Origin of the sequence: Erwinia oleae, assembly GCF_000770305.1 — a bacterium.
Lineage (GTDB): Bacteria > Pseudomonadota > Gammaproteobacteria > Enterobacterales > Enterobacteriaceae > Erwinia > Erwinia oleae.
In genome coordinates, this window is record NZ_JNVB01000050.1 from 1 (window position 1) to 19,893 (window position 19,893).

25 protein-coding genes are annotated in these 19,893 nt (G+C 50.8%); 10 read left to right on the forward strand and 15 right to left on the reverse strand.

Features of this window, described 5'->3' with window-relative positions; genetic code table 11:
• The first annotated feature begins 423 nt into the window (after positions 1-423).
• Positions 424-978, forward strand: a complete 555-nt coding sequence (locus GS12_RS15550; RefSeq protein WP_034917422.1) for a gamma carbonic anhydrase family protein — start codon at positions 424-426, stop codon at positions 976-978.
• Here the strand turns inward: GS12_RS15550 and GS12_RS15555 are convergent.
• The 6 genes from GS12_RS15555 to dprA are packed head-to-tail and all read right to left on the reverse strand — an operon-like array spanning position 954 to position 4,741.
• On the reverse strand, positions 954-1,205 hold the full coding sequence (locus tag GS12_RS15555) for a DUF1488 family protein (protein WP_034948639.1): 252 nt from the start codon (positions 1,203-1,205) through the stop codon (positions 954-956). The genes GS12_RS15550 and GS12_RS15555 overlap by 25 nt on opposite strands.
• Entirely contained in the window at positions 1,202-2,020 is an 819-nt protein-coding gene (gene aroE, locus GS12_RS15560; protein ID WP_034948642.1) for a shikimate dehydrogenase, read from the reverse strand. Before aroE ends, GS12_RS15555 begins: the two co-directional genes overlap by 4 nt.
• A gap of 6 nt (positions 2,021-2,026) precedes the next feature.
• Positions 2,027-2,599 carry an L-threonylcarbamoyladenylate synthase type 1 TsaC gene (gene tsaC / locus GS12_RS15565; RefSeq protein ID WP_034948645.1) on the reverse strand — a complete coding sequence of 191 codons (573 nt, stop codon included), beginning with the start codon at positions 2,597-2,599 and terminating at the stop codon, positions 2,027-2,029.
• Positions 2,589-3,146 (reverse strand): DNA topoisomerase family protein, encoded by a 558-nt coding sequence (locus tag GS12_RS15570; RefSeq protein ID WP_034948674.1) that lies wholly within the window; start codon positions 3,144-3,146, stop codon positions 2,589-2,591. The genes tsaC and GS12_RS15570 overlap by 11 nt, the downstream gene beginning before the upstream one ends.
• A gap of 25 nt (positions 3,147-3,171) precedes the next feature.
• Entirely contained in the window at positions 3,172-3,645 is a 474-nt protein-coding gene (smg, locus tag GS12_RS15575; protein ID WP_034917428.1) for a DUF494 family protein Smg, read from the reverse strand.
• The gene (gene dprA, locus GS12_RS15580) at positions 3,617-4,741 is read right to left on the reverse strand and encodes a DNA-protecting protein DprA (RefSeq protein WP_034948647.1); all 1,125 of its coding nucleotides are present in this window, start codon (positions 4,739-4,741) and stop codon (positions 3,617-3,619) included. Before dprA ends, smg begins: the two co-directional genes overlap by 29 nt.
• Positions 4,742-4,869: 128 nt before the next feature.
• On the opposite strand from dprA, the gene def reads away from it, so the two are divergent.
• The 5 genes from def to mscL all read left to right on the forward strand — a co-directional run bounded on the left by def (position 4,870) and on the right by mscL (position 9,633).
• Positions 4,870-5,379 carry a peptide deformylase gene (gene def, locus GS12_RS15585; protein WP_034917430.1) on the forward strand — a complete coding sequence of 170 codons (510 nt, stop codon included), beginning with the start codon at positions 4,870-4,872 and terminating at the stop codon, positions 5,377-5,379.
• Between the two features lie 24 nt (positions 5,380-5,403).
• Positions 5,404-6,348: a methionyl-tRNA formyltransferase gene (gene fmt / locus GS12_RS15590; protein ID WP_034948650.1), complete on the forward strand. Its 945-nt coding sequence runs from the start codon at positions 5,404-5,406 to the stop codon at positions 6,346-6,348.
• Between the two features lie 46 nt (positions 6,349-6,394).
• Positions 6,395-7,684: a 16S rRNA (cytosine(967)-C(5))-methyltransferase RsmB gene (gene rsmB / locus GS12_RS15595; RefSeq protein ID WP_034948653.1), complete on the forward strand. Its 1,290-nt coding sequence runs from the start codon at positions 6,395-6,397 to the stop codon at positions 7,682-7,684.
• A 54-nt stretch (positions 7,685-7,738) separates the two neighbouring features.
• Positions 7,739-9,115, forward strand: a complete 1,377-nt coding sequence (gene trkA / locus GS12_RS15600) for a Trk system potassium transporter TrkA (protein WP_034917438.1) — start codon at positions 7,739-7,741, stop codon at positions 9,113-9,115.
• A 107-nt stretch (positions 9,116-9,222) separates the two neighbouring features.
• Positions 9,223-9,633, forward strand: a complete 411-nt coding sequence (gene mscL / locus GS12_RS15605; RefSeq protein WP_034917441.1) for a large-conductance mechanosensitive channel protein MscL — start codon at positions 9,223-9,225, stop codon at positions 9,631-9,633.
• A 15-nt stretch (positions 9,634-9,648) separates the two neighbouring features.
• Here the strand turns inward: mscL and GS12_RS15610 are convergent, their stop codons facing one another.
• The gene (locus tag GS12_RS15610; RefSeq protein WP_084089734.1) at positions 9,649-10,674 is read right to left on the reverse strand and encodes a sugar-binding transcriptional regulator; all 1,026 of its coding nucleotides are present in this window, start codon (positions 10,672-10,674) and stop codon (positions 9,649-9,651) included.
• A gap of 186 nt (positions 10,675-10,860) precedes the next feature.
• Between GS12_RS15610 and dalD the strand changes: the two genes are divergently transcribed.
• The 4 genes from dalD (at position 10,861) to GS12_RS15630 (ending at position 15,814) form a co-directional block, all read left to right on the forward strand.
• The gene (gene dalD / locus GS12_RS15615) at positions 10,861-12,246 is read left to right on the forward strand and encodes a D-arabinitol 4-dehydrogenase (protein ID WP_034948656.1); all 1,386 of its coding nucleotides are present in this window, start codon (positions 10,861-10,863) and stop codon (positions 12,244-12,246) included.
• 65 nt (positions 12,247-12,311) lie between these two features.
• The gene (locus GS12_RS15620; RefSeq protein ID WP_034917445.1) at positions 12,312-13,271 is read left to right on the forward strand and encodes a substrate-binding domain-containing protein; all 960 of its coding nucleotides are present in this window, start codon (positions 12,312-12,314) and stop codon (positions 13,269-13,271) included.
• 45 nt (positions 13,272-13,316) lie between these two features.
• Positions 13,317-14,816: a sugar ABC transporter ATP-binding protein gene (locus GS12_RS15625; RefSeq protein ID WP_034917448.1), complete on the forward strand. Its 1,500-nt coding sequence runs from the start codon at positions 13,317-13,319 to the stop codon at positions 14,814-14,816.
• 17 nt (positions 14,817-14,833) lie between these two features.
• Complete coding sequence (locus GS12_RS15630; protein WP_034948658.1) at positions 14,834-15,814, forward strand: ABC transporter permease; 981 nt, start codon at positions 14,834-14,836, stop codon at positions 15,812-15,814.
• Here the strand turns inward: GS12_RS15630 and GS12_RS15635 are convergent.
• The 8 genes from GS12_RS15635 to rpsM all read right to left on the reverse strand — a co-directional run bounded on the left by GS12_RS15635 (position 15,797) and on the right by rpsM (position 19,823).
• Positions 15,797-16,009: an alternative ribosome-rescue factor A gene (locus GS12_RS15635; RefSeq protein ID WP_034948661.1), complete on the reverse strand. Its 213-nt coding sequence runs from the start codon at positions 16,007-16,009 to the stop codon at positions 15,797-15,799. The two genes, GS12_RS15630 and GS12_RS15635, sit on opposite strands and share 18 nt — an antisense overlap.
• A gap of 54 nt (positions 16,010-16,063) precedes the next feature.
• Positions 16,064-16,486 (reverse strand): Zn(2+)-responsive transcriptional regulator, encoded by a 423-nt coding sequence (gene zntR / locus GS12_RS15640; protein ID WP_034948664.1) that lies wholly within the window; start codon positions 16,484-16,486, stop codon positions 16,064-16,066.
• A complete protein-coding gene (locus GS12_RS15645; protein ID WP_034917459.1) occupies positions 16,479-16,856 on the reverse strand; it encodes a DnaJ family domain-containing protein in 378 nt (125 codons plus the stop codon). The genes zntR and GS12_RS15645 overlap by 8 nt, the downstream gene beginning before the upstream one ends.
• Positions 16,857-16,965: 109 nt before the next feature.
• Positions 16,966-17,352: a 50S ribosomal protein L17 gene (gene rplQ / locus GS12_RS15650; protein WP_003850180.1), complete on the reverse strand. Its 387-nt coding sequence runs from the start codon at positions 17,350-17,352 to the stop codon at positions 16,966-16,968.
• A gap of 40 nt (positions 17,353-17,392) precedes the next feature.
• Positions 17,393-18,382 (reverse strand): DNA-directed RNA polymerase subunit alpha, encoded by a 990-nt coding sequence (locus tag GS12_RS15655; RefSeq protein ID WP_034917462.1) that lies wholly within the window; start codon positions 18,380-18,382, stop codon positions 17,393-17,395.
• A 25-nt stretch (positions 18,383-18,407) separates the two neighbouring features.
• The gene (rpsD, locus tag GS12_RS15660; protein ID WP_034917465.1) at positions 18,408-19,028 is read right to left on the reverse strand and encodes a 30S ribosomal protein S4; all 621 of its coding nucleotides are present in this window, start codon (positions 19,026-19,028) and stop codon (positions 18,408-18,410) included.
• A 32-nt stretch (positions 19,029-19,060) separates the two neighbouring features.
• Positions 19,061-19,450: a 30S ribosomal protein S11 gene (gene rpsK, locus GS12_RS15665; RefSeq protein WP_034899652.1), complete on the reverse strand. Its 390-nt coding sequence runs from the start codon at positions 19,448-19,450 to the stop codon at positions 19,061-19,063.
• 16 nt (positions 19,451-19,466) lie between these two features.
• Positions 19,467-19,823 carry a 30S ribosomal protein S13 gene (rpsM, locus tag GS12_RS15670; protein WP_034917468.1) on the reverse strand — a complete coding sequence of 119 codons (357 nt, stop codon included), beginning with the start codon at positions 19,821-19,823 and terminating at the stop codon, positions 19,467-19,469.
• Positions 19,824-19,893 lie beyond the last annotated feature (70 nt).

Consider the following 19,893-nt stretch of genomic DNA (forward strand, 5'->3'; position numbering starts at 1 on the left):
TGTTCACTCAACAAAGACTTGATAGTTCATCTGCCCGAAGGCTGTGATATCAATCCTGCGAGTGCCCACACAGATTGTCTGATAAATTGTTAAAGAGCAGTGCGAACGCGGCTTAACCGGCGGTTCGCGAGGTGGCGTATATTACGCTTTCCTCTTGCAGAGTCAACCCTGTTTTACAGAATTTTCTCTTCATCATTCAGCGCCGGGCGTCTGCCCTGCTGCCGTTCGATGGAGGCGCATTATAGGGATCCATTTTAGTAGCACAAGCCTTTTTTCGATCTTTGTTTTTGTTCGTCGAATTTTCACGCGTTTCGTAGAGATCTCAGACGATCCGCACAAAAACAGAACGCGACTGATAACAGACATTGATTGTTAATCATTCCTGGAACTACGCTACGCAGAAGAAATTCAGTTGAGGTAATTATGTCTGGTAATTTAAGGCCCTTCAAAACGACGTTTCCAAAATCAGGCCAGCGAGTAATGGTAGACGCGTCGAGTGTCGTTGTCGGAGAAGTCACATTGCATGATGACGTAAGCATATGGCCGCTTGTTGCAATACGAGGCGATGTGAATAGCGTTATCATCGGCAAGCGCAGCAATATACAGGATGGGAGCGTACTGCACGTCACCCATAGATCACCCTCGAACCCGGATGGCTATCCCCTCATGATTGGTGAGGATGTGACGATCGGCCATAAGGCCATGCTGCATGGCTGTACCATCGGTAATCGCGTATTAGTCGGAATGGGCTCTATTCTTCTTGATGGCGCAGTCATTGAAGACGATGTCATGATTGGGGCAGGCAGTCTGGTGCCGCCCGGCAAGCGCCTACAAAGCGGTTTTCTTTACCTGGGGAGCCCGGTAAAACAGATACGACCTTTAACAGAAGCAGAGATTGCCGGTTTGCTCTACTCCGCGAATAACTATGTAGGTTGGAAAAATGATTACCTTGCTCAAGAGAGCCAGATCCAGCCCTGATCATCTTCCTCTTCGTTCTCAATCGCCTGCTCTGCAACATCTTCAAGATCCAGGCGGTTAAGTCTGAAACAGTTGAGCGCATCATCTGTATTACCAAAACGAAGGATTAAAGATCGTTCGCTAATAGCGCACATTATCTGGAAACCATTGACCATTGCCGGGAAGCAAACGGCTTGTTTCGTATCATCCCACCATTCGCGATCGACGAACTGAATGGCCTGATTCATATTGTAAGCTCGGCGCGTAGTACCGCAATCACTGGCGAAATTTCTGGCAATACGCCATGCCATAATAAGAAAGAGTGTGCAGCTTGCCCTACCAGCATACCTAAACCATCAGAGAGGCTTTCGGCTCCCTGCTGCCTGCACCAATCGAGAAAGGGCGTATTCCCCTGCTGGTAAAACATGTCGTAACAGCGACTGGCCTGATTAATCAATGAAACGGGCAGAGCAGGAACATCACCATTAATCCCACTTGAAGTAGCATTGATCACTAAATCATATTGCTCGCCAGAGAGTTTATCCATGGGTAATGCCGTAATGGCACCAGCATGCTGAAAAAGCTGAGCAAGCAAGCTGGCCTTCTCAAAAGTGCGATTGGTGAGGGTGACTGAACAGCCAAAAGAAAGAAGCGGCAATATAACGCCACGAGCAGCTCCACCAGCGCCTGCCAGCAAAATACGATCGCTGGATTTGATTATCTGTAGTCTTTGAAGATCCGTTAACAGACCGATACCGTCAGTGTTATCGCCCAACAGACGACCGTCTTCATACCGTTTTATCGTATTGACCGCGCCCGCAAGAGAGGCTCGTTCAGTAAGTTCATTGACCAGTTCGAAGGCCTGTTCCTTAAACGGTAAAGTGACGTTGCAGCCAACACCGCCTGACTGCATAAAATTATCGACTGAGCGTGAAAAAGCATCGATGGGCGCACAGATACGTTCGTAGTGATGCGTAATGCCCGTTTGCTCTGCAAACAGCTGGTGAATTCGTGGTGATTTACTGTGCTTGATTGGATTCCCAAAAACGCCAAATTTATGCATAAGGAATTATCCCTGACGGATCAGTTGACCGGTTAACACATTACGAATTTCAGATGGGTTTTCACGACCGCTTGTCTCTCCAGCCAGCACCGAAAAATCACCCCCGAACTGGCGGCGGACTTCATCAGCGGTGCGACAGGGAAGAAGACCTGAAAGATTAGCACTGGTAGAAACCAGTGGCTTGTTAAAGCTCTTGCATAGTTGCTGCACCAGCGGATGATCGCTGACCCGCACGGCAAGCGAATCAAAACAGCCGGTGAGCCAGTCTGGCGTTTCGGGCCTGGCCGGCACCACCCAGGTTACCGGGCCAGGCCAGGAGGAAAACATCCGCAACTTTTGCTGTTCAGTCAGGCCGACATCGTCCAGATAGGGCTGAAGTTGCTGATAATCAGCTGCGATAAGAATCAGCCCCTTCTCTATGGAACGTTTCTTCAAACGCAAGAGATGCATAACAGCCGATTCGCTGTCCGGATCGCAGCCAAGTCCAAAAACCGCTTCGGTTGGATACGCAATCACGCCGCCTTGTCTGAGTTGTTCAAGGCAAAGTACAAATGATTCGGAATGGACACTATTCTTCACTACTTTTTCCTGCTGTGACTGGTTTACCACAGGCCTTGCTGGCGCAATACCGCCTGATCCCACGCGCCGTTTTTTTCTCAATTAACAGCGGAAAATGGCAAAATTCACATTCCCCTTCAACAGGTAGTGCGTTCACCACAAACTGACATTCAGGATAACGATCGCAGGCATGAAAGGTTTTTCCATAACGTGAACGGCGTTGTACCAGTTTTCCGGTCTGGCACTGCGGACAGGCAAGCGTGGTTTCATCAGGTTTATCAATAAGCTCAGTGTGCTCACATTCAGGCCAGGCGCTGCATGCGATAAACATACCGTACCGCCCCTGCCGAAGAACCAGTTCCGACTGACAATCCGGGCAAAACTGACCTTCAAGAACTTTAACGATATGGCCGTCGGTTTGATTTTTCAGAGGGCGAATGTAATCACACTCAGGATAGCGTGAGCAACCAAGGAAAGCTCCATGTTTGCCGGAGCGAATAACTAACTCTGCCCCGCACGCGGGGCAGGACTCATTTTTTCGCACAGCAAAAAGCGCTGTTTTACTCATAACTTTATCGACACGAAGAGGATCTTCAGTGCACATTTCCTTCATTAACGTCGAAAAGAAGCTCTTCCATCTGTTGATAGGCATTTTCGCAGCCGGGAATATTGAACAATACCATCAGTACGACCCACTTCAGATCGTCGAGGTCAAATTCCAGCGTGTCCAACGCCATAATTCGTTCAATAACCATTTCACGGGTTTCAAGGTTCAATACCTGGATTTGCTCCAGGAAAAGAATGAATCCCCGGCAGTTCGCATCTAACCGCTGACTTTCTTCCTCGGTATAGATACGCATAGACAGCGGATCGGTAGCCAGCAGGATCGGAGCAACTAAGCCGTCCTGATAATCTGCCAGCTTTTCCAACCAGTTCAACGCATTATAAATATCTTCACGATGAAAACCGGCATCGGTTAAATCATCAGTCAATTTATCCTGATCAACGCGCATTTCTGCCTCGTTGTGGATATACGTTTCAAATAAGTACATGAGTACGTCGAACATGGCTTGCCCTCCTCAATCGGACATAGCCGCCGGGTACAACTGCGATCCATCCTGCTAACTCCAACTCAAGCAGCTTCGCTACGATGGCTGGCACAGGTTGGCCGGCACGTTCAGCGACGACGTCAACAGGTGTAACCTCATCTCCTACGTTAGCCAACACATCAGCAAATGGCAATGGCGTATTGTCTTCGGTTGATGAATATATTAATGAAGAGGGCAAATCAGGTAGCCATGTCAGGTCGCTTTGCAACTGCTCAAGAATGTTGTTTGGATGCGCGGTTAACATGGCGCCTTGCTGAATAAGCCAGTGCGTGCCTTCGCTTGCGGGATTACCGAGAGTGCCGGGCACGGCGTAAACGTCACGGTTTTGCTCCAGCGCCAGCCGTGCCGTCACCAGCGAACCGCTTTTCAGCGTCGCTTCAACCACCAGCACGCCCAGACTTAGTCCGCTAATGATTCGATTGCGTCGTGGAAAGTGATGCGCCAGAGGGCGTGCAGCCAGCGGAAACTCAGAAACGATGGCACCGCCGCTGGCGATAATTTCATCTGCCAGTCCACTGTGCCGCTGAGGGTAAATATTGTTTAAGCCGCTGCCCAGCACCGCCAGCGTTTTGCCCTGAACCTCCAGAGCGGCACGATGGGCAACGCCATCAATACCCAGTGCAAGGCCGCTGGTGATGGTGATGCCACTTAAGGCCAGCGCCTGCGAAAAAAAACTGCCCCAGCGGCGTCCATAATGCGTACAGTTTCGACTGCCCACAACGGCTATCTGCGGCGTATTTAATACCTCTAGGGCGCCTTTGACGAAGAGAGCGGGTGGGAAATGAGCGATATTTCGTAAGCGTTCAGGATACCATGCGTTTTCGCTGGTAATAAAAGCATGTTGCGGATGTTCAAGCCAGGTCATCGTATGAGAAATAACAGCCGGATCGTAACTGAAGAAAGCGTGTTTTTGTTCTGCATTCAGTCCCGTTTCGTCCAGCTCACTTTTGCCCACTTCAGGCTGTTGCAAAAGAAATTGTGCAATCTGTTGACGCTGCTGACTCTGTAATCCGCTAACGCCAGAAAGGCGTAACCAAACTTCCGCAGGTATCATAATTTCGTCCCTGATAAATGCTGCTTCTGTACGTCGAAACCCCTGCGCCAATGCTGTCAATCATCCCCCGAAATGTCTACAATATGAGAGATAATCATTTAAACCCTTGAACTCAGATCTGGAACTTTATGTCAGTTTTGCAGGTATTACATTTTCCTGACGATCGCCTTCGCATCGTTGCGAAGCCGGTTGAAAAAGTGAATGCGGATATTCAGCGTATCGTGGATGATATGTTCGAAACGATGTACGCCGAAGAAGGTATCGGGCTGGCCGCCACCCAGGTCGATATTCATCAACGTATTATCGTGATCGATGTTTCTGAAAATCGCGATGAGCGGCTGGTGTTAATTAATCCAGAAATGCTGGAAAAAAGCGGTGAAGCGGGTATTGAAGAGGGTTGTCTTTCCATACCCGAACAGCGGGCGCTAGTGCCTCGCTCAGAAAAAGTAAAAGTCCGCGCGCTGGATCGCGAGGGAAACACCTTTGAGCTTGAGGCGGACGGGCTACTGGCCATCTGTATTCAGCATGAAATGGATCATCTGATCGGTAAGCTCTTTATTGATTATCTTTCACCAATGAAGCGCCAGCGTATTCGCCAGAAACTGGAAAAGCTTTATCGCCAAAGCACCCGTGCTTAATGGATCGTCAGAAAAGGGAAAAGCGTGTCTTACTGCTTAAATATCATCTTTGCCGGTACACCGGACTTCGCCGCGCGCCATCTTGACGCGCTGCTGTCATCGTCGCATAACGTGGTAGGCGTGTTCACACAGCCTGACCGTCCTGCTGGCCGGGGTAATAAACTGACCGCCAGCCCGGTGAAACAGCTTGCTGAGCAGCATGGCCTGCCTGTTTTCCAGCCCACGTCGCTACGCCCTGAGGAAAATCAGCAAAGCGTCGCCGCCCTGAATGCGGATGTGATGGTTGTGGTGGCATACGGACTGATTTTACCCGCGGCGGTGCTGGCAATGCCGCGACTTGGCTGTATTAACGTACACGGTTCGCTCTTGCCGAAATGGCGCGGCGCGGCGCCTATTCAACGTGCACTCTGGGCGGGCGACAGCGAGACTGGCGTAACCATCATGCAGATGGATCGGGGGCTGGATACCGGCGCCATGCTCCATAAGCTCTCCTGCCCTATCGAACCAAATGATAGCAGCGCTTCATTATACGAGAAGCTGGCGGGACTTGGCCCTCAAGGCATGCTGGATACCTTGAAGATGCTGGCTGACGGTACTGCTCAGCCGGAGGTTCAGGATGAAACGCTGGTCAGCTATGCGGAAAAACTCAGTAAAGAAGAGGCGAGACTGGACTGGTCGCTTTCAGCCCGGCAGCTTGAACGCTGCATCCGCGCCTTTAATCCGTGGCCGGTTAGCTATTTTATCGTTGACGGACAGCCGGTCAAGGTATGGAAAGCGACAGTCTTACCCCATACCGATCGCTTGCCAGGAACCATCGTTGGCGCTGATAAAAACGGCATCCGCGTAGCAACCTCAGCGGGCGTTTTGAATATTGAAGAGCTTCAGCCTGCCGGTAAAAAGGCAATGAAGGCTCAGGATCTGCTCAACTCCCGCCGTGACTGGTTCATTGAGGGATCTTCCCTTGCCTGATGCTCGTCCCGACGTAACGTCGGGATAATTTTGACTTACGGTTCCTATGAAAAAAAATACTAATTTGCGCAGTGTGGCTGCTCAATCCATCGAAAAAGTGGTTGAACAGGGCCAGTCGCTCAGCAACGTATTGCCCGCTGCACAAAAATCGCTGGCGGACAAAGATGGCGCACTCCTTCAGGAACTGTGTTACGGCGTGCTACGTACGCTGCCACAGTTAGAGTGGGTTATTGGTCAATTAATGGAACGGCCTTTAACAGGCAAGCAGCGTTCGGTGCATTTTTTGATTATGGTTGGTCTCTATCAACTGATGTTTACGCGTATTCCTGCACATGCTGCCCTGGCCGAAACCGTTGAGGGCGCCATCATGCTGAAGCGTCAGCAATTCAAAGGAGTGATTAACGGGGTACTGCGTCAGTTCCAGCGCAAGCAACAGACGCTGATGTCAGAGATGAATGAAGGCGATCAAAAGTATTTACATCCCGGTTGGCTGCTTGAACGATTGAAGCGCGCCTGGCCCGCGCAGTGGCAACAAATTGTCGAGGCCAATAATCAGCGACCGCCAATGTGGCTACGGGTAAACCGGCAGCACCACACGCGCGACGCCTGGCTTGCCCTCCTTCAGGAGACGGGAAAGAACGCGGAGCCTCATCCGGAACACACCGATGCTTTAAGGCTTGATACGCCCTGCCCGGTCAGCCTGCTTCCCGGTTTTGAGCAGGGCTGGGTTACCGTACAGGATGCCTCTGCCCAGGGGTGTGTTGATCTGCTTGCGCCGCAGAATGGCGAAACGATCCTCGACCTGTGCGCGGCACCGGGCGGAAAAACCACGCATATCCTCGAAGCGGCGCCGCAGGCAAACGTCATGGCAGTGGATATCGACACGCACCGTCTGGAACGCATCGTTGAAAACCTGAAGCGACTCAGGATGACAGCTGAAGTTAAGACCGGCGATGGCAGATATCCTGAACAGTGGTGCGGAGAAACCCGGTTTGACCGCATTCTGTTGGACGCTCCCTGCTCAGCCACCGGCGTTATTCGTCGTCATCCCGATATAAAATGGCTGCGCCGCGATCGCGATATTCCTGAACTGGCTACGTTGCAAATGACAATTCTGGATGCCATCTGGCCACATCTTAAGGTCGGCGGTACGCTGCTCTATGCCACCTGCTCGGTACTGCCGGAAGAAAATCATATGCAGATCGCGGCCTTTCTGAAGCGCCATAATGATGCTGAGCTGAATGAAACCGACCATGCCGATCAACCCGGGCGGCAGGTTTTCCCCGATCAGACCGGCGGAGACGGCTTCTACTACGCTAAGTTAGTAAAAAAATAACCGGTAGCGCAGGCTTCTGCGCTGCTTCTGAACACGCAATCAGGCTGAAGCATAATGAAAATCATCATTCTTGGTGCGGGTCAGGTGGGCGGCACGCTCGCCGAAAATCTGGTGGGTGAAAACAACGACATTACCGTGGTTGATACCAATTCAGATCGCCTTCATCACCTACAGGATAAGTTTGACCTGCGTGTTGTTCAGGGCCACGGATCTTACCCTCGCGTGCTGCGCGAAGCCGGCGCGGAAGATGCAGATATGCTGGTCGCCGTTACCAACTCCGATGAAACCAATATGGTCGCCTGTCAGGTCGCCTATTCTCTCTTCAATACGCCTAATCGCATCGCTCGTATTCGCGCACCTGAATATATCCGCGATGCCAGCAAACTTTTCACGCCCGATGCGGTGCCTATCGATCACCTCATCTCCCCGGAGCAACTGGTAATTGATAACATCTATCGCCTGATTGAATATCCGGGCGCGTTGCAGGTGGTGAATTTTGCCGAAGGCAAAGTCAGCCTGGCAGTCGTTAAAGCCTATTACGGCGGTCCGCTGGTGGGAAATGCACTGACGGTAATGCGTGAACACATGCCGCATATCGATACCCGCGTGGCGGCTATATTCCGTGAGGATCGCCCCATTCGCCCGCAGGGATCAACCATTGTTGAAGCGGGCGATGAAGTGTTTTTTATCGCCGCCAGCCAACATATTCGAGCGGTGATGAGCGAGTACCAGCGGCTTGAAAAGCCCTACAAGCGCATCATGATCGTCGGTGGCGGCAACATTGGTTCCGGCCTTGCCCAGCGCCTCGAAAAAATGTACAGCGTTAAGTTGATCGAGCGCGATCAGCAGCGCGCTGCCGAGCTGGCGGAGCTGCTGCAAAATACCATCGTTTTTTATGGCGACGCTTCGGATCAGGAGCTGCTGGCGGAAGAGCATATCGATCAGGTCGATCTGTTTATCGCTATTACCAATGATGATGAAGCCAATATCATGTCGGCGATGCTGGCCAAGAAACTGGGCGCCAAAAAGGTGATGGTACTGATTCAGCGCAAGGCCTATGTCGATCTTGTTCAGGGCAGCGTTATTGATATTGCGATTTCGCCTCAGCAAGCCACCATTTCGGCGCTGTTAGGCCATGTCCGTAAGGCTGATATCGTTGGCGTATCTTCACTGCGTCGCGGCGTGGCTGAAGCCATTGAAGCCATCGCGCATGGCGATGAAACCACCTCCCGCGTGGTTGGGCGCACGATTGATGATATTAAACTGCCGCCCGGAACGATCATTGGCGCGGTGGTGCGCGGTGATGATGTGATGATCGCTAACGACAATCTGCGCATTGAGCAGGGCGACCACGTGATTATGTTTCTTACCGACAAGAAATTTGTTCCTGACGTTGAGCGTCTTTTCCAGCCCAGTCCGTTCTTCCTGTGATAATCGGGCGGCGATGCCGGGCCGTCTGATGCACTTTATCCCCTTCCGCATGGAAAAAGCGGGATGGTTTGTTAAACTTAACAACTGGCAAAGGAAAGGAGATAAGAATGAGTATATTCAAAGAGTTTCGTGATTTTGCAATGCGTGGCAACGTTATCGACCTGGCGGTCGGTGTGATTATCGGTGCCGCATTCGGTAAAATCGTTTCTTCTCTGGTGGCAAATATTATTATGCCACCGCTGGGGTTATTAATAGGCGGTGTTGATTTTAAACAGTTTAGTTGGGTGCTAAAGCCAGCCCAGGGTGACATCCCGGCCGTAGTGATGGAATATGGTATTTTTCTGCAGAACGTTTTTGATTTCATTATCGTTGCTTTCGCTATATTTCTCGCCATTAAGGTGATTAACAAGCTTCACAAGAAAAAAGAAGTGGAAAAACCGGCACCTAAGCCAGGCGCTGAAGAAATATTGCTGACTGAAATCCGCGATTTGTTGAAGCAGCAGAACACCAGAGTCTGACAGAAAAAAAGCCTCTCATCCGTCGGGAGAGAGGCTTTTTTTGTTGCCAAAACGCGCTTTTTCCTGCAACGGCGGCTCAGCGCCTTCTGATAAATTCAGCTCCAGCAGATAACGAGCGGTTTCTTCATCGGTCACCAACCCATTAATCCATCGTCCCCGTAATGCCGCTCTTATTGCGCGATGCTTAGTGCGTCCTCCGGCAAACGCAATGGTTGGACGAACGGGATCGGGTGCAACAGGCGCGCTGGTCAGACGCTGCTGAAGCGGATTACTTAATCGCTTACCTTCCCTGTTAATAATATGGCCAATAATTTCAGCCGTGGCCTGCTCTTCCAACTGCTGTTGCATTTCGTCTGTGCTCACAAAACCTTCCAGGCAGAGCGGACAGCTTAACGAAACCTCGCCAATGCCCAAAAACGTCGCATCTGCGGTTCTGGCCTTATCCGTTACAAGTTTATAAATGCGATGCTGACACCACAGTTCACGATCCTGCGGCGTGTCGGCAAACATCGGTGCCGGCAGAATAAAGTACTTCCCCTGCGTTTTTCCCGCCATCAACAGAGGGACGTCATAACGTGTGGTGGTGCCATCGGCCGTCATTGCGCCGATCAGTGAAACGCAACTGTGCTGCGGGCGGATCAGTTCAGGCATCTTTTCGATAGCGCTCCGCAGCGTTCGCCCTGATCCTAATGCAACGGTAAAATCCTGCGATGTCATCAACATACGATACATGACCTCAGCGGCGGCAGAAGCGATCATTTGCTGACAGGCGTTATTATCAAGCGTTGCGGAAGGCACAACCTTACAGAGTTGCAGGTCATACTTTTTTGCCAGCGCGGAAGCCAACGTAGCGCAATCAGAAATACGATGCACTATTTGAAATGACACCAGGTTCTCAGCCGAGGCGGTGGCGATAAGGCGTTGTACAACCTGACGCGATATCCCAAGATTGTCTGCTATCTCATACTGTGTCTGCCCGCCGATGTAATACATCCACGCCGCGCGTGCTGACAAATCGGTTCTGCCCCTGCTTTTTGTCATCTTTTTCTCTTCGCGATCGCCCCAGCTTTTTGGGTAACGTTACCTGACCGAATAAAATTACCTAACATTTTTTGCACAAATTAATTACATTTGTGAGCTAAAGCTCTTTTCGAGGGCAATTATTCAACTAGTCTTTGCGCAGACAAAAGCCCTTTTAGTGGGCGAAAGTTTACTCAGGAGAACAGTATGGCTGCGCAGATCTATCAATGGTTACACATTGGCTCCGGCTCGTTTCATCGTGCTCATCAGGCCTGGTATCTTCATCGCCTTCTGCAACAGAGTGAAAACGGCGATACCCGATGGCACATCGCCCTTGGCAATATTCGCGATGATGCCAATGCGCTTCTGAACGCGCTTGAGAAACAGAATGGCGAATACGTATTGGAAACCGTTTCCCCGGCGGGGGAGCGCGAATATGAAAAGATCACCTCGATCAAAAAAATTGTACCCTGGGATGACAGGCTTACGGCCCTGATTGCCGCAGGCAGCGCGCCTGAGACGAAAGCGATCTCGTTTACCGTAACCGAAGGCGGTTACTATCTTGATTCGCATCTCACGCTGGAGAAGGCTAATCTGGAGAAGGCTAATAAGGATATCGCGCACGATCTTGAAGGCGGCGTATGTACTATTTACGGCGCCATTGCCCATATCCTGCAACGCCGGATGGAAGACAATATTGGCCCGGTAACGCTGCTCTGCTGCGACAACGTCAGGCACAACGGGCAACGATTTCATGACGGGCTGGTGCAGTTTCTCACGCTGCGGCAGCAGGACGCGCTGCTGAAGTGGCTCCCTGGCGCGGTCACTACGCCAAATACCATGGTCGACCGCATTACGCCGCGTCCTTCGGCTGATATTGCACCACGTGTGAAAACCGCGCTGGGCATCGATGATGCCGCACCGGTGATGGCCGAGTCCTTTATTCAGTGGGTAGTTGAGGACAAGTTTGCCGCAGAACGTCCTGCGCTGGAAAAAGTGGACGTCGAGCTGGTTGATAACGTTGATGCTTATGAAGAAGCCAAAACGCGTATTCTCAACGCCAGCCACAGCGCAATCGCCTGGGCCGGCACGCTTGACGGGCTCGCTTATATTGATGAAAGCACGAACGTCGAAGCCATTCGCCAGCTGGCCTGGGACTACGTGACGGAAGACGTTATCCCCTGCCTGACGCCTTCCCCGCTGGATTTGGCGGAGTATCGTGACGTCGTGCTTGAGCGCTTCAGTAATCCACATATTAAAGATACTAACCAGCGCGTCGCGGCCGATGGCCTTTCCAAAATTCCTGGTTTCATCACGCCAACGCTTATTACCCGCTACGAGCAGGGTGCCGTTCCCCGCGCCTGCGCCAAACTGCCTGCGCTGTTTTTTCTCTTTATGCGCCGCTGGCACGAAGGCTCGCTGCCTTACAAATATGAAGATGGCATTTTGAACGAGCAGGCAGTGCATGCCTGGTATACCAGTGAGGATCCGGTTAAGGCGTTCGCCAGCGATAAACCCCTTTTCTCCTCACTGGCAGGCAAGCCTGAATTTATTCAGTTACTGCGCGAAACCATAAAAGAGTTAGAACGCTAAAACAAACACCTCTGAATTATAAAGACAAACAGTCAGTTGCCCCTACACCATAGAGAGGATTCAAAATGAAAAAGCTGTTAGTGAGCATCCTGTTAGCCAGCGCCGCTACATCAATATCTGCCAGCGCAGCCGACCAGATCAAAGTTGGTTTCGCTAACCGTACGCTCAACGGCGCATTTTTTAATGGATTGACGGAATATATGAAAATCCATGCAAAAGAAAAAGGCTATGCGCTTATTACTACCGACGCACGCGGCGACCTCAATAAGCAAATCGCCGACGTGGAAGATATGTTATCGCAGGGTATTAATTATCTGGTACTGAATCCGCAGGATCCGGAAGCCGGACAACGTATCGTCAAAATGGCCGAGCGCGCAAAAGTGCCGGTGGTGATTATCGATAGCGATATCTCTCTTAAAGCGAAGGTGGTTACCCGCGTGCAGGCAAATAACGCGGAGAACAATAAACAACTGGGTGCATTTGCGGTCAGTCAGTTTGGCGATAAGCCAATGAACTGCGTGTTGATCAGCGGTAATACCGGCAACCTGGTCGGTCAGGCGCGTAGCGATAACTTCCTGAAAGGCGTGCGCGATGCACAACAGAAAAAGTATGGTCATGAGCAGCTGAAAGTGCTCAGCCAGGGCTGGGGTAACTGGGATCAGGCTGGCGGCCTGAAGGCAATGGAAGATCTGATCGTTGCGCAGGGAGATAAAATGAACTGCGTTTACAGCGAAATGGACGATATGGCGCTGGGCGCTATTCGTGCGCTGAAGGCGGCGAATAAGCTGGATCAGGTGAAGGTATATGCGCACGACGGTTATAAAAAAGGTCTGGAAGCCGTTAAAAAAGGTGAACTTCAGGCCACAGCCTCAAATAATCCTGACCTGCTGACGCGCGATACGCTGAACATTATTCAACAGTATCAGGGCGGTAAAAAAGATTTCCCTCCGTATAGTTATATACCGACCATTGTTATCACTAAAGACAACGTTGATAAATATTACAACGCCGACGCGATATTCTGATGCTTGTGCCCCCTCTGCGGAGGGGGATATCAATGAGGGCGAAATGTGAATCAGTTTGCAATTGACGTTCAGCAGGTAAAAAAAAGCTTCGGTGGTGTGCATGCGCTGAAGTCAATTAATCTACAGGTATTTCCTGGCACTATTCACGCCATCATCGGTGAAAATGGCGCGGGCAAATCCACTCTGATGAAAATCCTGTCCGGGATCTATACCAAAGATAGCGGAAAAATATTCATCCATGGGGAAGAGAAAAACTTTACCTCACCTGCCCACAGTAAAGAGAGCCGGATTGGTATTATTTATCAGGAACTGGCACTGGCCCCTGATTTAACCGTCGCGGAAAATATTTTTCTGGATGATTTAGGCAGGGGCAGCGGCGTCGTGCACTGGAGAAAGCTGAACGAGCGTGCCGCGACCATTCTGGATGAGCTGGGCTTCCCCATCGACCCGCGCAGACGCACCGGGGATCTGAGCATTGCCTATCAGCAGATGGTTGAAATTGCCAAATCTCTGGCGAAAGACGTCAATATCCTGATCCTCGATGAGCCTTCTGCTGTGCTCTCAAATAAAGAAGTTGCTATTCTTTTCAGTCAGTTACGCAAGCTTAAAGCGCGTGGCGTCACCATCATATACATTTCTCACCGTCTTGAAGAACTGATGGCAATAGCCGATGAGATCACGGTGATCAAAGATGGCGAAACCGTCGCCACGCTCGATCCTCTTCACTGTAGCGAAGAGGATATTATTACCAGCATGGTGGGTCGCAAACTGGAAAGCCTTTACCCCGAAAAAAGCATTCCTGGTGAAGAGGTGGTGTTGGAAGTAAAGGATCTTTCAACGCGAACGCTGCTGAAAAATATCAATCTGACGCTGCGTAAAGGTGAAATTGTCGGACTGGCCGGATTAATTGGTTCAGGCCGTACTGAGATCGCCCGCTGTCTGTTTGGTATCGACAAAATGTCTGCCGGTTCCGTATTTAAAAACGGAAAAAAGATTGTTATCGACAATCCTTCACAGGCGATGGCCCACGGCATTGGACTGGTGCCGGAAAGTCGTAAAGAACAGGGAGCGATTCTGGCTCGTCCAATTCGTGAAAACATGACGCTGTCGAACCTGAAGGTAATCAGTCGTCTGATGGGCTTTATTCATCGACGCCACGAACAGCAGGTCAGCCAGTCGCTGCGTCAGAAGCTGAACATCAAACTCGGCTCGGTTGAAGATACTATCGCCAGCCTCAGCGGCGGTAATCAGCAGAAAGTGGTCATCGCCAAGTGGCTGAACACCAACTGTAACATCCTGATCCTTGATGAACCGACGCGCGGCGTGGATGTCGGTGCCAAAATGGAAATCTACAACATTATTCATCAGCTAGCTGAGCGCGGCTATTCCATCCTGGTTATTTCGTCAGAAATGATTGAAGTCATCAACCTGAGCCATCGCGTTTATGTGATGAGCGAAGGCCAGATGACTAAAGAGCTGTCGGGCGACGAAATATCTGAACAAAACATCATGCGTTACGCCATTCCCAAACGTAACGCAGCATAAAACTAAGGGTTTAAAAGATGCAATCGATCACGAAAGAAACGGACAGCCCTGGCGTTTCCTCCCGAAAAAATATCGGCCGCTTACTTCTGGATAACTCCACCATCGTGGTGTTTATTTGTATGCTGATTATCGCGGCCTTTCTGTCCGATCGTTTTTACAGTGAAGACAACATCACCAACGTACTGCGTCAAAGCGTGCCATTAGGGCTGGCGGCGCTCGGCATGCTGTTCGTCATTCTCACGGGAGGAATCGACCTTTCCATCGGCTCAATTATGGCATTCGTCTCGGTCGTGGTTGGCCTGATGATCCCTGATATTGGTTTGTGGCCAGCGCTGGTAGCGGGCCTGGGTATGGTGACGCTGATGGGCGCCTTTTCAGGGATACTAGTGACCTGGTTTAATATTGCCCCTTTTATCGCTACCTTAGCGATGATGACCATTGCGCGCGGACTGGCGCTAATCATTGCCGATGGGCAGCCCGTGTTTATCGATAACGATGCCTTTGTTAATTTCGGCACTGGCTATTTTCTTGGCATCCCATTACCTGTTTATGTCTTACTGGGTTTCGCGATTTTATTTCAGCTGATTTATAAAAACTCGGTATTCGGCCGACTGGTGATCTCGATCGGCTCAAATGAAATGGCCACGCGCTTTGCCGGGATCCGCGTGAATACTTACAAGCTGGCCGTTTATGCCATCAGCGCATTCGCCTGTGGGCTGGCGGGAATAATTTCAGCCACGCGTACCGGCGTGGGCTCGCCGGTGCTCTCCATCGGTTTTGAACTGGACGTTATTGCTGCGGTCGTGGTTGGCGGCGCCAGCCTGGCCGGTGGCCGCGGAAACGTGATAAATACCCTGATTGGCGTTTTTATTCTGAGTATGATCTCTAACCTGATGAACCTGATGAATATTTCCGGCTACAATCAGCAGGTTGTAAAAGGCGTCATCATTATCATTGCTGTAATGGTGGAGAGCCTTAAATCACGCACTCGCGCTTAGCGCCCTTCTGAAAAGAAGGCCAGGGGTAAAGCTGACTTTACCGCTGGCCTCCCGGCTGGCATGTTTGTCTTTACGTCGATAGCTTCCCTTTCCTTTCTTATTTATCTCAATTCTTGTCTTAAACAACGGGTCATGTAGCAGCGCTTCAAGCGCGTTGTCACGAATAGCCCCTTTTTTATGCTGATAGCGCGTCACGATTTTCTCCTGAATGGTTGACGTTGGAAAATATAAAAGCAAAGCCTGATCAACTCAACGATTTTCGTTACTGAGTGAACCTCTTTCGAGCGCTTCCAGGATGGAACAATAAACGCTACTGTGTGCCGTACCGCAGCAGGCATCATTAAGCCGCTTCAGTGAGCGTTGCATGTGCTGCAATTCAGCAATCATCGCCTCCACCTCCAGCAGACGGCTTTGCACAATAGATTTAGACTCCTGACAGGTATGATGTTCAGGATCAACCCGGATCGACAGCAGCTCACGTATTGCTTCAAGACTGAAACCCAACTGCCTGCCATAGCGAATAAACTTCAGCCGCTGAAGATCGTCGTCACTATAGAGGCGGAACCCGCCTTCAGTACGAATTTCATGATCCATCATCTGCTGCTTTTCATAGTAGCGAATGGTATCTGGCGTGACCTCCGCCATTCTGGCAAGCTGCCCGATTTTATACATCATTTTTTCCCTCAATTTGCTCAGTTAACCGACGGCGATATTCACCATGCAGAAAATCGGTACGCATTCCCGCCTGTTGCAGCTTTATTTCAAGCAGCCGTAGCCGTTTCGTATGTTGCTGATAGTCGCTATCATCCGGTGCCAGACCGTTCAACATGCGCTCCAGTTCAACCGCCTCGCGACGCATTTCCAACTCCGGCGGCAAAAAACCTGAATTTTTTAGCAAGCGATAAGCCGTCCGCAGTTCTGGAGGAACATGGCTGTCATCATCCAACGTCAGCGGCTTGCCGCTTCCGGGCAGATCGCTCAGATCGCCCTTCCTCTGCGCTTCGGCAATCTGCTGTTCAACAAGCTGGTCGATTAACCACATAGTTAGCTCATGTTGGGAGTGAATAATTAAGAGTAACGCGCGGAGAGGGTATGGGGGAAGACAGACATAAAAAAACCGGGCAAGCCCGGTTTTTTCAATTAACAGCAGATTACTCTGCTGCTGCTTCTGCTTGAGCTTCTGGACGATCAACCAGCTCGATGTAAGCCATCGGAGCGTTGTCACCAGCGCGGAAGCCACACTTCAGAATGCGAGTGTAACCACCAGCACGGCTCGCGAAACGCGGGCCCAGCTCGTTAAACAGTTTTGCCACGATCTCGTTATCACGAGTGCGGGCGAATGCCAGACGACGATTAGCTACGCTGTCGGTCTTGGCAAGAGTAATCAGCGGCTCAACTACACGACGCAGCTCTTTCGCTTTTGGCAGGGTCGTCTTGATGATTTCATGACGAACCAGAGAACCAGCCATATTGCGGAACATAGCCTGGCGATGGCTGCTGTTGCGGTTCAGTTGACGACCACTCTTACGATGGCGCATGACCTTATCCTTCTCAGTGAAACCTTAACCTGTGATCGGGTTATTCATCAGCAATGCTAGCTGGCGGCCAGTTTTCCAGGCGCATGCCCAGAGACAAACCACGAGAAGCCAGCACGTCTTTAATCTCAGTAAGAGATTTTTTACCAAGGTTAGGCGTTTTAAGCAGCTCAACCTCAGTACGCTGTACCAGATCACCGATGTAGTGGATAGCTTCTGCCTTAAGGCAGTTAGCAGAGCGGACAGTCAATTCCAGATCGTCAACAGGGCGCAGCAGGATCGGATCGAATTCTGGTTTCTCTTCTTTAACTTCCGGCTGACGTACATCACGTAAGTCAACGAAAGCTTCAAGTTGTTCTGCCAGGATGGTAGCCGCACGGCGGATCGCTTCTTCAGGATCAATAGTGCCGTTGGTTTCCATTTCGATGACCAGCTTGTCCAGGTCGGTACGCTGTTCTACACGCGCAGCTTCAACATTGTAGGCAATACGCTCTACAGGGCTGTAGCACGCGTCGACCAACAGACGGCCGATCGGGCGCTCATCTTCTTCCGAATGAATTCGGGCAGACGCCGGCACATAACCACGACCGCGCTGAACTTTGATACGCATGCTGATAGCCGCGTTCTCATCGGTCAGGTGGCAGATCACGTGCTGCGGCTTGACGATTTCGACATCACCATCATGGGTGATATCGGCTGCAGTCACAGGGCCAATGCCAGATTTACTCAGAGTAAGAATAACTTCATCTTTGCCCTGAACTCTTACCGCCAGCCCTTTCAGGTTGAGCAGGATTTCCAGGATATCTTCCTGTACGCCCTCTTTGGTGCTGTACTCGTGCAGTACACCATCAATTTCAACCTCGGTCACCGCGCAACCCGGCATTGATGAAAGCAGAATACGGCGCAGTGCGTTACCAAGAGTATGGCCAAAGCCACGCTCTAAAGGCTCAAGGGTCACCTTGGCGTGCGTCGAACTCACTTGCTCGATATCTACCAGGCGCGGTTTTAGAAACTCTGTCACAGAACCCTGCATTGTGTCCTCTCTTAAAACTCAAGCCTTATTTAGAATAAAGCTCGACGATCAGGTGTTCGTTAATGTCCGCAGACAGATCGGTACGCTCAGGCTTACGCTTGAACACGCCTTCCATCTTAGTGGCATCAACTTCCAGCCAGGTTGGCTTTTCACGCTGTTCAGCCAGCTCAAGAGCGGCTTTCACGCGAGACTGCTTTTTGGCTTTCTCACGGATGCTAACAACGTCATTCGGAGTTACCTGATAAGAAGCGATGTTAACAACGCGTCCGTTTACCATGACAGCTTTATGACTAACGAGCTGACGTGATTCAGCGCGCGTCGCACCAAAGCCCATACGGTAAACAACGTTGTCCAGACGACCTTCCAGCAGAGCTAACAGGTTTTCACCGGTGTTGCCTTTCAGACGTGCTGCTTCTTTGTAATAGTTACGGAACTGACGCTCCAGCACGCCGTACATACGACGAACTTTCTGCTTTTCACGCAACTGTACGCCATAATCAGACAGACGCGGTTTACGCGCACCGTGCTGACCAGGGGCTTGTTCAATCTTACACTTGGTATCAATCGCGCGAACGCCAGACTTCAGGAAGAGGTCTGTACCTTCGCGACGGCTCAGCTTGAGCTTAGGACCCAAATATCTTGCCATTTTCTTTCTCCAACATTCCTAAAAAACGGGCGTTATACGCGACGTTTTTTCGGCGGACGACAACCGTTGTGAGGGATCGGAGTCACATCAGTAATATTTGTGATGCGGAAACCAGCAGCGTTCAGAGCACGAATCGTAGATTCGCGGCCCGGACCAGGACCCTTTACCATAACTTCCAGGTTCTTAATACCGTACTCTTTCACGGCATCAGCGCAGCGCTCAGCAGCAACCTGAGCTGCAAACGGCGTTGATTTACGAGAACCACGGAAACCGGAACCACCGGCTGTTGCCCAACCCAACGCATTACCCTGACGATCGGTAATAGTCACGATGGTGTTGTTAAAAGACGCATGGACATGAGCCACACCGTCAGAGACTTGCTTTCTTACACGCTTGCGTGCACGAACTGGTGCCTTTGCCATTATTCAATTACCCCGATTATTTCTTGATCGGTTTACGCGGACCCTTGCGGGTACGTGCGTTGGTCTTGGTACGCTGACCGCGAACCGGTAGACCACGACGATGGCGTAAACCACGATAGCAACCAATGTCCATAAGACGCTTGATGCTCAGGGTAATTTCACGACGCAGATCGCCTTCGACAACAAACTTAGCAACTTCGTCACGCAGAATGTCGATTTGCTCTTCAGACAGCTCACTGATCTTAACATTTTCAGCGATACCCGTTGCCGCACAGATAGCCTGTGAGCGGGTTTTGCCGATACCGTAAATCGAGGTTAAAGCGATAACAGTATGTTTATGATCAGGAATGTTAATGCCTGCTATACGGGCCACTATGCACTCCTACTATTTAAATATGCGTCCCATGCCGAAAAGCCCGTTTTCAGGATACTCAAATGGGAAC